Origin of the sequence: Sphingomonas floccifaciens (genome assembly GCF_042681125.1) — a bacterium.
Taxonomy (GTDB): domain Bacteria; phylum Pseudomonadota; class Alphaproteobacteria; order Sphingomonadales; family Sphingomonadaceae; genus Sphingomonas; species Sphingomonas floccifaciens.
This window is the reverse complement of sequence record NZ_JBHUFC010000002.1, coordinates 656,163-670,580: the sequence shown is the minus strand read 5'-3', so window position 1 is coordinate 670,580 and position 14,418 is coordinate 656,163. Positions and strand designations below refer to the sequence as shown.

7 protein-coding genes and 1 tRNA gene are annotated in these 14,418 nt (G+C 66.0%); all 8 read left to right on the top strand.

Annotation, left to right across the window (positions count from 1 at the left end; genetic code table 11):
* Positions 1 to 56 precede the first annotated feature (56 nt).
* The 8 genes from ACFSC3_RS06015 (at position 57) to ACFSC3_RS05980 (ending at position 14,417) form a co-directional block, all read left to right on the top strand.
* Complete coding sequence (locus ACFSC3_RS06015; protein ID WP_380939486.1) at positions 57 to 1,079, top strand: LacI family DNA-binding transcriptional regulator; 1,023 nt, start codon at positions 57 to 59, stop codon at positions 1,077 to 1,079.
* A gap of 299 nt (positions 1,080 to 1,378) precedes the next feature.
* Positions 1,379 to 3,796: a zinc-dependent metalloprotease gene (locus ACFSC3_RS06010; RefSeq protein WP_380939485.1), complete on the top strand. Its 2,418-nt coding sequence runs from the start codon at positions 1,379 to 1,381 to the stop codon at positions 3,794 to 3,796.
* Positions 3,797 to 3,962: 166 nt separating this feature from the next.
* Positions 3,963 to 4,856 (top strand): ABC transporter ATP-binding protein, encoded by an 894-nt coding sequence (locus ACFSC3_RS06005; protein ID WP_380939484.1) that lies wholly within the window; start codon positions 3,963 to 3,965, stop codon positions 4,854 to 4,856.
* A gap of 11 nt (positions 4,857 to 4,867) precedes the next feature.
* Entirely contained in the window at positions 4,868 to 8,452 is a 3,585-nt protein-coding gene (locus ACFSC3_RS06000; protein ID WP_380939483.1) for an ABC transporter permease/M1 family aminopeptidase, read from the top strand.
* Positions 8,453 to 8,499: 47 nt separating this feature from the next.
* A tRNA-Pro gene (locus tag ACFSC3_RS05995) sits at positions 8,500 to 8,576 on the top strand.
* A 200-nt stretch (positions 8,577 to 8,776) separates the two neighbouring features.
* A complete protein-coding gene (locus tag ACFSC3_RS05990) occupies positions 8,777 to 11,830 on the top strand; it encodes a BPTD_3080 family restriction endonuclease (RefSeq protein WP_380939482.1) in 3,054 nt (1,017 codons plus the stop codon).
* Complete coding sequence (locus ACFSC3_RS05985; RefSeq protein ID WP_380939481.1) at positions 11,827 to 13,704, top strand: GmrSD restriction endonuclease domain-containing protein; 1,878 nt, start codon at positions 11,827 to 11,829, stop codon at positions 13,702 to 13,704. The genes ACFSC3_RS05990 and ACFSC3_RS05985 overlap by 4 nt, the downstream gene beginning before the upstream one ends.
* Positions 13,704 to 14,417 (top strand): hypothetical protein, encoded by a 714-nt coding sequence (locus tag ACFSC3_RS05980; RefSeq protein ID WP_380939480.1) that lies wholly within the window; start codon positions 13,704 to 13,706, stop codon positions 14,415 to 14,417. Before ACFSC3_RS05985 ends, ACFSC3_RS05980 begins: the two co-directional genes overlap by 1 nt.
* Position 14,418 lies beyond the last annotated feature (1 nt).

Below are 14,418 nucleotides of genomic sequence, written 5' to 3'. Positions count from 1 at the left end.
GCGAGCTTTGACCTGTGTTGCGCGCGCGCTACGGTGCGGGATCTGAGGGGAGGAGTATGTCGCACGACAAGCCGACGTCATTCGATATCGCGGAACTGGCGGGCGTATCGCAGCCGACCGTCAGCCGGGCGCTGCGTGGCGACAAGACGGTCAGCGAGGCGACGCGCATCCGGATCGAGGCGATCGCGCGCCAGCTGAACTACAAGGTCGACAAGAACGCTTCCTCGCTGCGCCGCGGGCTGACGAATACGCTGGCGCTGCTGTTCTTCGAGGACCCGGCGCTCGACGACTCGCTCATCAACCCCTTCTTTCTGTCGATGCTGGGATCGATCACGCGGACCTGCGCCAAGCGCGGCTTCGACCTGCTCGTGTCGATCCAGCAGCTGTCGGCCAACTGGCACGTCGATTACGAGGACAGCCGCAAGGCGGATGGCATCATTTTGCTCGGCTATGGCGATTACGAGGCGTATCGCGTGCGTCTGGACCAGCTGGTCGCGCAGAAGACGCATTTCGTGCGCTGGGGATCGGTGCGACCGGGACAGCCGGGAACGACGATCGGGTGCGACAATGTGCAGGGCGGACTGATCGCCGGACGCCGGCTGATCGCGCGCGGGTGCCGCCGCATCGCGTTTCTGGGCGACGCGTCGGAGCGATATCCGGAGTTCGCCGACCGTTACCGCGGGCTGACGCAGGCATTGCGCGAGGCCGGATTGCCAGTCGATCCGGGCTTGCAAGTCGATGTCGTCGCGTTCGAGGATGCAGGCGAGGACGCCGCGCGGCGGCTAATGATGCGCGACATCCCCTTCGACGGCATCTTCGCCGCTTCCGACCTGATCGCGATCGGCGCGATGCGCGCGTTGACCGAGGCCGGACGCCGGGTGCCGCAGGACGTCGCCGTCATCGGCTTCGACGACCTGCCCGCCGCCGCCAACGCCCAACCACCGCTGACTACGATCGCCCAGGACTATGCGCGCGCTGGCGAAGTGCTGGTCGACACGCTGATCGCCTCGATCGCGGGAAAGCCGGTCGAGGGCTCGGTGCTGCCGACGCGGCTGATCGAGCGGCGGTCGGCGGGGTGAGGCGGTTCAGCCTCAAACCTCAGCAATTCGATCTCCAGCCCCTCCACCGACATTTCGGCGCCCCCGCCGTCATCCTCGCGAAGGCGGGGATCAATAGTCGCTGAAGGGTGTGAGTCTCACCACATTCAGCCAGAATTGATCCCCGCCTCCGCGGGGATGACGAAGGATGGGTTTCCCCTACCCCTCCCCCTTCATGCCGAGCTTGTCGAAGCACCGTTCTCCGATACAAATAGGCTGACCGTGCGGCAAAAAGAGCGACGCTTCGACAGGCTCGGCACGAACGGTTGGGGGAATTTACAATGCGACCACTCTACGCCGCCGTCCTGCTCGCGACCGTCGCCGCCCCCGCCATTGCGGAGGACCGCGCCGAAGCGCCCCTGCTGCGCGTCGAGGCCGATCAGGCCACCGGCAAGATCCTCGTCACCCTGCCCCGCCCAGACGCCGATGGCGTCTCCGGGCGCTACCTCTACACCCCCGGCCTGCGCAGCGGTCTCGGTGCCGCGCCGACGTCGCTCGACAGGGGCAAGCTCGGCGAGACGCAATTAATCGCGTTCCGCCGCGTCGGCCGAAAGGTCGCGGTCCAGTACGAGAACCCCCGCTTCCGCGTCCCCGGTCAGCCCGACGCACGCTCGCCGGACTTCGCGACGTCGGTCGTCTGGATGGGCGAGATCGCCCGCACCAATCCGGACGGAACGATCGTCGTCGACCTCGCGCCGTTCCTGGCGACCGACACCGCCGGAATCGCCGCGGCGCTGGGGCAGGAGGGCGGCAGCCTGGGCGGGGGCGATGCGCAGGGTGCGGGTCGCGGCTTCAAGCTCGACGCGGCGCTGTCCGCCGCCGACCCGGCGTCGGTGAAAGTCTTTCCGCGGAACGTCGAGATCGACTCGCTCCAGACCTTCGCCTCGGACACGCCGGGCGCGGAGGTCAGCAACATCGCGCCCGAACCGCGCCGCGTCACGCTTTCCATCCATCACAGCTTCATGGCGCTCCCCGCCCCCGGCTATGTCCCGCGTCGCGCCGATCCGCGAGTGACCGGCTTTGCGACGCAGGCGGTCGATTATGGCGTGCCGCTGGGGCAGGACGTCGTGTTCGATTTCGCCAACCGTTTCCGGCTGGAGAAGACCGATCCCCGCGCGGCGCGCTCGCGGGTCAAGCAACCGATCATCTGGTATGTCGACCCCGCCGCGCCCGAGCCGATCCGCACCGCGCTGATCGAGGGTGCGAGCTGGTGGAAGGCGGGGTTCGAGGCGGCGGGCTATATCGACGCCTTCGACGTCCGCCCGCTCCCCGCCGGCGCAGACCCGCTGGATGCGCGGTACAGCCTGATCACCTGGGTCGACCGTGCGACGCGCGGCTGGGCCTATGGCCAGCAGGTCGCCGACCCGCGAACCGGCGAAATCCTGCGCGGCATGGTCGTGCTCGGCTCGGAACGGGCGCGGCAGGATATCCAGATTTTCCAGGGGTTGGTCGACGCCAGCCTGACCGGCACCGGCGAGCCGAATGACCCCGCTCAAGTCGCCATCGCCCGCCTGCGTCAGCTTGCCGCGCATGAGGTCGGTCATTCGATCGGCTTCGCGCACAATTTCGCCGCGAGCACGCAGAACCGCGCGTCGGTCATGGACTATCCGCCCCCGCGGATCACGCTGGTCGGCGGCAAGCCGGACTTGTCGGACGCTTATGGGGTCGGCCTCGGCGCGTGGGATATCGCGACGGTCGACTGGCTGTACGGCGACGATGCGACTGCGGACGTAAAGGCCAACGCGGTCGCCGCCAAGGGCTGGCGTTACGTCCCCGACGACAATGCAAGGCGACCCGATACCGCGCAGCCCTGGGGCGGGCTGTGGGACGACGGCGCCGACCCGGTCGCCGAGCTCGATCGGCTGATGACCGTCCGCCGCGCCGCCATCGCGCAGTTCGGCGAACGCAATCTGCTGCCCGGCGAGCCGATGTCGACGCTGCGCCGCCGCTTCGTGCCGATCTACCTGCTGCATCGCTACCAACTGGTCGCCGCGGCCAAGTCGGTAGGCGGGGTCGACTTCGCCTACACGGTGAAGGGCGATCCGCGGGGCGCCCCAAAGGCCGTTCCCGCCACCAGCCAGCGCGCCGCCATCGCCGCCATCCTGCGCACGATCTCCCCCGAAGCCCTGCGCCTGCCACCCGCCCTGCCGCTGCTGCTGTCCGCCCCACGCAACGGGACGGGCAACCGCCAGTTCGACATCGAGCTGTTCGAAACTGCGGGCGGACCGGTGTTCGATCCCTTGGTCGCCGCCGACACCGCAACGCAGCTTGCACTCGGCACGCTGCTCGCCCCGCGGCGATTGCAGCGGCTGGAGGCGCAGCATGCGATCGATCCCGCGATGCCGGGCGTCACCGCGTTGCTCGACGCGGTCGAGGCAGCGGCGGTGACGCGCTTCGCCGACTCCCTGACCCGCCGGGTCGCAACCCGCGCGATCGTCGCGATGGCGCAGGCCGGACGTGCGAACGCCACCCCGCCGGAGGCTTCCGCATTGCTCAACGAGCGCGTCACCCGGATCGCGACCCGGCTGTCGAAGCTGACCGCGACCGGCGATGAAGGCACATGGGCGGCCGGCCTGTCGCGCCAGTTGCTCAACCCGCAGACGCTCGCCACCCTGATCGCCGAACGCCCCCGTACGCCGGACGTCCCCCCGGGCGACCCCATCGGCGACACCGACTGGATGGGACCGGGAGGACGGTAAGTCTATCCATTCACCGTCATGCCGGACTTGATCCGGCATCCAGAGTCACAGGGGCCATTGCTTGCGGTTCTGAATGCCGGATCACGTCCGGCGTGATGGGAAGGAAGGTGTTTTACAATCCCAACACGCCCGCTACACTCCGTCCATCTCGGGGGGAGAATCATACGTGTTGGAACTGACGTCGGTCACCCATATCTATGGCAACGGCACGCGCGCGCTGGATGACGTGACGCTCAGCATCCCTAAGGGGATGTACGGGCTGCTCGGTCCCAACGGCGCTGGCAAGTCGACGTTGATGCGGACGATCGCAACGCTCCAGACACCGACGTCGGGGCGGATCAGCTTCGGCGAGATCGACATCATCGCCAACCCCGAACGCCTTCGCGAGCGCCTGGGCTATCTGCCGCAGGATTTCGGCGTCTATCCGCGCGTCTCCGCCTACGACATGCTCGACCATATGGCCGTGCTGAAGGGCATCGCTTCCGCATCCGAGCGCAAGGCGACGGTCGAGACGCTGCTGAACCAGGTCAATCTCTGGTCCGTCCGTAAGAAGGCGATCGCGGGTTTCTCCGGCGGCATGCGCCAGCGCTTCGGCATCGCGCAGGCGCTGATCGGCAACCCCGAACTCATCATCGTCGACGAACCGACCGCCGGCCTCGATCCCGAGGAGCGCAACCGCTTCCTCAATCTGCTGGCCGAGATCGGCGAGAATGTCGTCGTCATCCTGTCGACCCACATCGTCGAGGACGTCGCCGACCTGTGCCCGCGGATGGCGGTGCTGGCGGCCGGGCGCATCCAGCTCGAAGGCGCTCCGCTCGACCTGATCCAGCGGTCGCGCGGGACGGTGTGGGCCAAGACGATCGCGCGCGACGACCTCGACGCGACGCGCGAACGCCACGAAGTCATCTCGACCCGCCTATTCGCCGGACGGACGATCGTCCACATCCTGTCGCAGGGCGACCCCGGCGACGGCTTCACGCTCGTCGATGGTGGGCTGGAGGACGTGTATTTCTCCACCCTCGCCCATTCGCGCCGCGCGCCCGTCGCTCAAGCCGCCTGAGGGTCGTCCAGATGTTCGGCAAGATCGCGGCCTTCGAGCTCCGCTACCAGCTGCGCAACCCGGTGTTCTGGGTCGTGTCCATTCTGTTCTTCCTGCTGACCTTCGGCGCGGCGACGATCGAACAGATCCAGATCGGCGCGGGTGGCAACGTCCACAAGAACGCGCCGCTGGCGATCGTCCAGACGCACCTGATCCTCTCGCTGTTCTTCATGTTCGTGACGACCGCGTTCGTCGCGAACGTCATCGTGCGCGACGACGACAGCGGGTTCGGGCCGATGGTGCGATCGACCCGCGTCGCCAAGTTCGACTATCTGATGGCGCGTTTCCTGGGCGCGTTCGTCGCCGCGGCGATCGCGTTCCTCGTCGTGCCGCTGGCGATCTGGCTCGGTTCGTTCATGCCGTGGGTCGATGCCGAGACATTGGGGCCGAACAGGCTGGGCGCCTATGCCTTCGCCTATTTCGTCATCGCCGTGCCCAACCTGTTCATCACGTCGGCCCTGTTCTTCGCGGTCGCGACGATGACGCGGTCGATGATGTACAGCTATCTGGGCGTCGTCGTGCTGCTGGTGCTGTGGGTCGTCGCCAACACCTTCATCCGCTCGAAGCCCGAGCTGCGCGAGACGGCCGGCTGGTTCGAACCGTTCGGCGCGGCGGCCATCGCCAACGTCACGCGATACTGGACCGCGACCGAGGCGAACAGCGCGCCGCCTACGCTGACCGCGATGCTGATCGGCAACCGCGCGCTCTGGATCGCCATCGGCTTCGTCGCGCTCGGCGTCGCCTACGCCCGCTTCACCTTCTCCGAACGGGGCGCGTCGAAGCGGAAACTTCGCAAGCAGGCCAGGCGCGAAGCGAAGCTCGCCGCGACGACACCGCAGCTCGTCGACACCCTTCCCGCCCCGCGCCCCGCGGCGGCGAGCTGGACGCGCTTCGCAGCGCGGACCGCCTTCGAAATGCGGTTGGTCTTCCGCAGCCCGGCGTTCATCGTTTTGCTGATCGTCGGACTGTTCAACGCGGCCGGCGGGCTGCTGTTCGCCAACGAAATCTACGGCACGCAGGCGCGACCGCTGACCTTCATGCTGATCCAGACGCTGCAAGGTGCCTTCAGCCTGATCCCGCTGATCATCGCGATCTATTACTCGGGCGAACTCGTCTGGCGCGACCGCGAACGCAAGATGCACGAGATCATCGATGCGACCTCGCTGCCGAATTGGGCGTACATGCTGCCCAAGACGATCGCGGTGACCGGCGTGCTGTTCGCGACGATTGCCGTATCGGTCGTCGCCGCGATCCTGATCCAGCTGTCGCGCGGCCAGACCGACATCGCGTTCGGCCAATATGTCGCCTGGTATCTGCTGCCGCTGGGCGTGGACATGGCGATCCTCGCCGTGCTGGCGGTGTTCGTCCAAGCCCTCAGCCCAAACAAATATGTCGGCTGGGGGATCATGACGGTCTACCTCGTCGCGTCGATCACGCTGAGCAACATCGGCTTCGAACATCCGCTGTACAATTACGGCGCGACCGGCCGGCAGCAGCTTTCCGACATGAACGGCGGCCAGATCGGCGGCACGATCGGCTGGTGGCTGCGGCTCTATTGGGGCGCCTTCGCGATCGTGTTGGCGACGTTGGCGCATCTGTTGTGGCGCCGCGGAACCGAAACGCGGCTGATGCCGCGCGTGCGTCGCTTGCCGCATCGTCTCGCCAGCCCGGCGGGGGCAATCCTCGGCCTCGCGCTGGCCGTCTTCGCCGGTGTCGGCGGTTGGCTGTTCTGGAACATGAACGTCCTCAACACCTATCGCACCAGCGAAGGGCAGGAGGCGCGGCTGGCGGCGTATGAGAAGAAGTATCTGAAATACGAAACGCTGCGCCAGCCATCGCTGACCGACATCACGCTCGCGGTGCAGCTCTACCCGAAGGAACGCCGGGCAGAGACACGCGGCACCTATCGCTTCGTCAACGACACCGGCGCCCCTCTGCGTGACCTGCACTTGCGCCTGTTCAATGAGCGGACCCGGCTGGGCGACGTCGCAATCCCCGGCGCGCGACTGGTGTCGAACGACACCGATGCCCAATACCGCATCTACCGCTTCGACCGGCCCCTCGCGCCGGGTGCAACTGGCACCATCGCCTTCGCGACCGAGCGCCGGCAGAACGGCCTGCGCGCGAACCAGGATGACACGCAGCTCGTCGCCAACGGAACCTTCCTCAACAATTTCGCCATCGCGCCGCAAATCGGTATGGACCGGCAGAACCTGCTGAGCGACCGCGTCACCCGCCGCAAATACGGCCTCACGCCCGAAGTCCGCCCGGCGAAGCTGGAGGATCTGTCGGCGACCCGCCGCAACTATGTCGGCAACATCAGCTGGGTCCGCTCCGACATCACCGTCACGACAGACGCCGGCCAGACCCCGATCGCACCGGGTCGCAAGGTCGCGGACAGCGTCGCAGGCGGCCGTCGCACCGCGCATTTCGTGTCCGGCGCACCGATCCTCGCCTTCTTCTCGGTCCAGTCGGCCGACTATGCCGAAAAGACACTGGCCGCGGACGGCGTGACGATGACCGTCTTCTACGACCGCAAGCACGGCTACAACGTCGATCGCATGTTGACGGCGATGCGCGACTCGCTCGGCTATTACCGGCGCGCGTTCGGGCCGTATCAGTTCGACTATGCCCGCATCTCGGAATTCCCGGGATACGCCAGTTTCGCCCAGGCCTTCGCCGGCACCGTGCCCTATTCGGAGCGGATCGGCTTCGTCGCCGACACGCGCGACAAGGACGCGATCGACTATGTCGGCTACATCACCGCGCACGAACTCGCGCACCAATATTGGGCGCACCAGCTGATTTCCGCCGACATGCAGGGGGGCACATTGCTGGTCGAAACGATGGCCCAGTACGGCGCGCTGATGGTGATGAAGCACACCTACGGCGAGGATAAGATCCGCCGCTTCCTGAAATACGAACTCGACAGCTATCTGCGCAGCCGCGGCGGCGAGAAGCTGGAGGAGCTGCCCCTCAACCGCGTCGAGAACCAGCCCTACATCCATTATCGCAAGGGTGCGCTGGTGATGTACCTGCTCCAGGACCGGCTCGGCGAGGATCGCGTGAATGCGATGCTCCGCCAGTTGCTGAACCGCTATCGGTTCAAGGGCGCGCCCTATGCCCGCTCGACCGACCTGGTCGACGGCTTCCTCTCGATCGCACGGACGCCGGCCGAGCGTGCGTTGGTCATCGACCTGCTGACGCGGATCACCGTCTACGACCTGAAGGCGACGGATGCGAAGACCCGCAAGCTGCCCGATGGCCGGTACGAGACGGTGCTGACCGTCGATGCGACCAAATATTACGCCGACGGTACCGGCAAGGAGCGCGCCGCGGCGCTCGACGACCAGATCAACATCGGCCTGTTCGACGCGCGGCCCGGCCTGGGCGCCTTCGCGGCAAAGGACGTCATTCTGGTCGAACGCCGCCCGATCCGCTCGGGCAAGCAACAGGTCCGCATCCTCTCCACCCGCCGCCCCGCGTTTGCCGGCATAGACCCCTATAATTTCTACATCGACCGCAACGGCGACGACAACGTCGTGGCGGTCGACTGATCCAGTGGTTGCGCGCGGCGCCGGCCTTCGCTAGGCCGCGCACGCGTCGGGGAGTGGCGCAGTCTGGTAGCGCGCCTGCTTTGGGAGCAGGATGTCGCAGGTTCGAATCCTGTCTCCCCGACCACTTTTCTAGCGCTCGTAGCCGGCTGAAAAACCACGGTTTTCTGCGGCCTGACTGATGCTGTGCCATACGTTTGTGCGATAGTCTAGTGCGACCTCGAGGGGTGGCGGCAGGCTCAGCGAGTCTCGCGCCCGACGATCTATGATTCTTGTTTTGACAGGACGCTTAGGCCTCAGCCACTAAGGAGATGTTGGGGGAGCATTGTGGCTAACAGTTTCTACGAACAACCGATTCTCAACTCGCCCTACGCGCCGCCGTCACTCTATCATCGGCTCGACGACACAGGGCAGCCGATCGAAGGCGAGCCGATCAAGGGGCGGCGCCCGTCCAAGTTCATTGTGCCTGTACCAGCCTCGCGGAAGAAGGCCGCCGCCACACAGGCCTCTCTCGACCTCGAGACGTACACCGAAAACGCGAAGATCAACGAGATCCGCGGCTATGTGGATGCGTGGCGTAGCGTTCCCAACCCTGCCGACTGGGGCGTGACCCCGGCGACGCAGCGGCTGCTGGAACATTGGCGACGGCCGAAGGAGCAGTGGGCCGGGCCCCGCCCCTTCTTCTGCCAGATCGAGGCCGTCGAGACGATGATCTGGCTGACCGAGGTCGCACCCCGTAGGGCGGCGACGCGAGGGCTGCTCGATCAGATCGCCAAGGACAACGAGGAGGCCAATCCCGCGCTGTTCCGGCTCGCGATGAAGATGGCGACCGGCAGCGGCAAGACCACGGTCATGGCCATGCTGATCGCCTGGCAGGCGATCAACGCGGCACGCAGGGAGACCAAGGACTTCTCGCGCGCGTTCCTGATCGTCGCGCCGGGCATCACGATCAAGGACCGGCTGCGGGTGCTGCAGCCGTCGGAACCGGGCAACTACTACGACACTCGCGAGATCGTGCCGCCCGAGATGCTGCCGGAGATCCGCCGGGCCGAAATCGTCATTACCAACTATCACAGTTTCCAGCATCGCGAGACGCTGGCGATGCCGAAGGCTGCCCGCAGCTTCCTTCAGGGCAACGACCCGGAGCCGATCCGTACGGTCGAAAGCGACGCGCAGATGCTCGATCGCGCTTGCGGAAAGCTGCTGCGCTTCGAGCGCGTCAACGTCATCAACGACGAAGCGCACCACTGCTACCGGCACAAAGTCGGTGGCGATGCCGAGGGCGCGCTGACGGGTGAAGAAAAGAAGGAGGCCGAGCAGAACGAGGAAGCCGCTCGGCTCTGGATCAACGGCATCGAGGCGCTCGACCGCCAGCTCAGGAGGGGTAAGCGCACCGGCGGTGTCCGTGCGGTCTATGACCTCTCGGCCACCCCCTTTTTCCTGCGCGGCTCCGGCTATCAGGAGGGCACGCTGTTCCCGTGGGTTGTGTCCGACTTCAGCCTGATGGACGCGATCGAGAGCGGCATCGTCAAACTGCCGCGCGTGCCGGTGACGGATAATCTCGTCCAGACCGACACCGTCGTCTACCGCAACCTGTGGGACAACATCAAAAAGGGACCGAAGCAGCTACCCAAGAGCACATCGGCGGCGGGCAAGCTCAGTCCTTTCGATCTGCCGCCACTTCTGCTGACCGCGCTGAACTCGCTCTACAGCCACTATGCCAGCGAGTTCGATCGCTGGCAGAGAGCCGGCATCGGTGTGCCGCCGGTGTTCATCGTCGTCTGCCAGAACACAGCTATCTCGAAGCTGGTGTTCGAGTGGATCGCCGGCTTCGAGCGCGGCAATGCCGAGGCTGGCGAGCGTGCGGCCTTTCACGCTGGCCACCTCGAACTCTTCCGCAACTACGATGAGCATGGCGGTCGCCTGCCGCGTCCGCGCACTCTCCTCATCGACTCTCGCCAGCTCGAGGCCGGCGAGGCCCTCGACAAGGGCTTCAAGGATGCAGCCGCGGCCGAGATCGATCAATTCAAGCGCGAACTCGCCGCCCGCGAGGGCGCTGGCGCGGTCAAGGGCGACGTCAATGAAGGCGACCTGCTACGCGAGGTGATGAACACGGTCGGTCGCCCCGGTCGGTTGGGCGAGCAGATCCGCTGCGTCGTGTCGGTCTCCATGCTCACCGAAGGCTGGGACACAAACACCGTTACACACATCTTGGGCGTCCGCGCGTTTGGCACACAGCTGCTGTGTGAACAGGTGGTGGGCCGCGGGCTTCGGCGCCAATCCTACGAGCTTAATGCTCAGGGCCTGTTCGACGTCGAATATGCCGACATCATGGGCATCCCGTTCGATTTCGCGCGCTCGCCGCAGAAGGTTGATCCCAAGCCGCCCAAGCCGATCACACGCGTCCATGCCATCGCCGAGCGCGCCGACTTGGAGATCCGATTCCCGCGCGTCAGCGGCTATCGCCGCGAGTTGCCGTCCGAGCGATTGAACGCAGAGTTCGGCGAGGACAGTGAACTTGTCATCACGCCCGAGGATATCGGCCCGACCTCGGTGACGATGGAGGGGATCGTTGGTGCCGGCGTCACTATCACGCCCGAGGTGCTGGCGCGGCTGCGTCCGTCGGAGATCAGCTTCAACCTCGCCAAGCACCTGCTCTACACCCACTTCCGCGACGAGGACGGCTTCCCCAAGCAGCACCTCTTCCCGCAGATCCAGCGGATCGCCCGGCGGTGGATCGACGAGGGCTATCTTGTCACGAAGGGCGTGCCGATCGGCGCGATCCTCTATCAGGAACAGCTCGCCCGTGCCGCCGAGAAGATCGACATCGCCTGCACCCGAGGCGGCGGCGGACACGTCGTCGCGGTGCTCGATCCATACAACCCGAGCGGCTCGACCCGGCACGTCAACTTCATCACCTCCAAGGAATGCTGGAAGACAGGCGCGCAGCCGCCGCGGTCGCAGATCAGCCATGTGGTGAAGGACTCTAGCTGGGAGATTGCGCTGGCACAGGCGCTGGAGGGGCACCCCCGCGTTCTGGCCTACGCCAAGAACCAGGCGCTCGGCTTCGAAATTCCTTATCTCGATGGCGGGGCCATGCGGAGGTACCTGCCCGATTTCCTTGTGCGCCTGGATGCCGGCGGAGGTACCGAGCCGCTGCACCTCGTGTTGGAGATGAAGGGTCAGCGCGACGAGAGCGACAAGGCCAAGGCGCAAACCGCGCGCGACATGTGGGTGCCCGGAGTCAATGCGCTTGGCGGCTATGGGCGCTGGGCATTCGCCGAGTTCACCGATCCCTATACCACCGAAGACGAGTTCAGGGCGCTCGTCGCGACGCTGATCGACCAGGCCAGTGCCGCGTCGACGAGGACCCAGGCATGACGACCTCTTTCAAGACCCATCCCGTCTCGCTGAAGGACCTGATGCGCGAATGCCATGAGGGTCGGCTTCAGCTGCCCGATTTTCAGCGCGGCTGGGTTTGGGATCAGGACCGCATCATCGATCTGCTCGCCTCGATTTCGGAAGGCTTTCCGGTCGGAGCGTTGATGACGCTGGACGCTAGCGGCGCGGTCCAGTTTGCCGTCCGGCCGGTCGAAGGCGCGCCGCCCCCGATCAAGCCGCTGGAAGGATATCTCCTCGACGGACAGCAGCGGATGACCTCGCTCTACCAGTCGACCGCCACCACGCTTCCGGTGGCGACCCAGACGGCGAAGAAGCGCCCGGTGAAGCTGCACTTCTACTTCGACATCCGCGCCGCCCTCGACCCCGATACCGCCCGCCGCGATGCGATCCTCGCCGTCCCTGAGGACCGAGTGCTTCGCGAGAATTTCGGCCGCGATATCGCGCTCGATCTGTCGACCCGCGAGAACGAGTTCGCCGCGCTGCACTTCCCGATCGACCAGGTGTTCGAGGCGCAGCTATGGATCCAGGACGCGCTTACCTGGGTCATCGCCGACATGGAGACGCGCAAGGATCACATGGCGCTGATCAACGACTTCTCGCGCCTCGTCATCAACAACTTCACCGAATATCACGTGCCGCTCATCACGCTGGGCAAGGACACGACCCGCGCCGCCGTCTGCCTGGTGTTCGAAAAGGTGAACACCGGCGGCAAGGCGCTCGATGCGTTCGAACTGGTGACCGCGATGTACGCAGCGCAGGATTTCCAGCTGCGCGACGACTGGAAGGCGCGCAAGGAGAAGTTCGCCAAGCTCCCGGTGCTGGCAAACGTCGAGCCCGTGGAGTTTCTACAGGCGATTTCGCTGCTCCACACGAAGGCTGTGAGGGCCGACGCCGTCGCCGCCGGAAAGGAGCCGCCGGCGATCAGCGCGACGCGCAACAGCCTGCTGCAGCTGCCGCTGTCGGCCTATCAGGCATACGCGCCGCTCGTCGAGCAGGGCTATCTCAACGCGGCCAAGTTCCTGCACGGGCTGAACATCTTCAAGGCCCGCGACCTGCCGTACCAGACACAGCTCGTGCCGCTCGCCGCGATCCTCGGAGAGCTCGGTTCGGCTTGGGAGAACGTCGCCGTCCGCAAGAAACTGGCGCAATGGTATTGGTGCGGCGTGTTCGGCGAACTGTATGGTTCGGCGGTCGAGTCTCGCTTCGCCCTCGACGTCCGTGACTTCAGCGCGTGGCTGGGCGGCGGTCCACTGCCGCAGACCATTCAGCGGTCGGACTTCCGCGAGGAGCGGTTGCGCACGCTGCGAACGCGCCTGTCCGCCGCCTACAAGGGTTTTCACGCCCTGCTGATGCGATCCGGTGCGCGCGATCTCCGGTCCGGCCAGCCCTACGACCACACGGTGTTCTTCGACGAAAGCGTGGACATCCACCACATCTTTCCCGAAGCGTGGTGCAAGACCAACGGGATTAAGCCCGAGGTCTACAACTCGATCGTCAACAAGACCCCGCTGTCCGCCCGCACCAATCGCATCATCGGCGGGTCAGCCCCGTCGGCCTATCTCGCGCGTCTCGAGAAGGGCGGCGAGCGGCACCAGCCGATCGCCGGCGACGATCTGGACCAGGTCCTCGTCAGCCACGAGATCGAGCCGGCGCTATTGCGGGCGGACGACTTCGATGGCTTCATGGCCGCTCGCCGCGAGGCGCTGCTCAAGCTGATCGAAGCGGCGATGGGCAAGGCGGCGGTCCGCGAGGACGTGGCGCCACCTGATCCCGACGACGCCTTCACCGAGGAAGAGGCGGAGATCGAGGCGCAGGATGCCGCGATGTTTGCGCCTCAGGCACAGGCCGCCTGATGGCCCGCAAGCCCGGCACCCCCAAGCAGGTCGACACGCTGCGCCACGGCGACGCGTCGCGGCGGAACATCCCGACGGCGGAGCTGCAGTCCTTCTTCCTGCGCGAGGAGGACACGCACCCGCTGCCGCCCAAACACTATCCCCGCGCCCGGCCGCTGGCTGAGGGCGAGACACGAACCGAAGAGGAAGTCAGCGTGCCCGAGATCATTTGGAACGGGGCGCGGATCACGATCACCGAGGCGCAACAGGCCGAGCTGGCCGAGACCGGCACGCTGACGCTGTCCGACGCGCAGCTCGTCTGGCGCGGCAAGGACCGGCAGGACTGGTCCGACCTCGTCGTCAACGTGCCCCCGCTCTACATCCAGGAGAAGATCCACCCCAAGGCGATCATCGACGACCTGAAGCGCCGGACGGCCGAGAAGCGCGAGGCGACCACCGACGCGCCCGACCTGTTCGCCGACTTCAATGGCATCGAGCCCGACCAGCGCGCCGAGTTTTACCAGCACGATCAGCATTGGTCGAACCGCATGATCCTGGGCGACAGCCTGCAGGTGATGGCCAGCCTGTCCGAGCGCGAGAGCCTGAAAGGTAAGGTGCAGTGCATCTATTTCGACCCGCCCTATGGCATCAAGTTCAACTCAAACTGGCAGGTCAGCACCCAGTCGCGCGACGTGAAGGACGGCAAGCAGACTGACATCAGCCGCGAACCCTAGC

Bases quoted from the DNA above. Each gene is read 5' to 3' on its own strand.
- ACFSC3_RS06010 (WP_380939485.1), top strand. From the start codon at position 1,379: ATGCGACCACTCTACGCCGCCGTCCTGCTCGCGACCGTCGCCGCCCCC.
- ACFSC3_RS05985 (WP_380939481.1), top strand. From the start codon at position 11,827: ATGACGACCTCTTTCAAGACCCATCCCGTCTCGCTGAAGGACCTGATG.
- ACFSC3_RS06000 (WP_380939483.1), top strand. From the start codon at position 4,868: ATGTTCGGCAAGATCGCGGCCTTCGAGCTCCGCTACCAGCTGCGCAAC.
- ACFSC3_RS05980 (WP_380939480.1), top strand. From the start codon at position 13,704: ATGGCCCGCAAGCCCGGCACCCCCAAGCAGGTCGACACGCTGCGCCAC.
- ACFSC3_RS06015 (WP_380939486.1), top strand. From the start codon at position 57: ATGTCGCACGACAAGCCGACGTCATTCGATATCGCGGAACTGGCGGGC.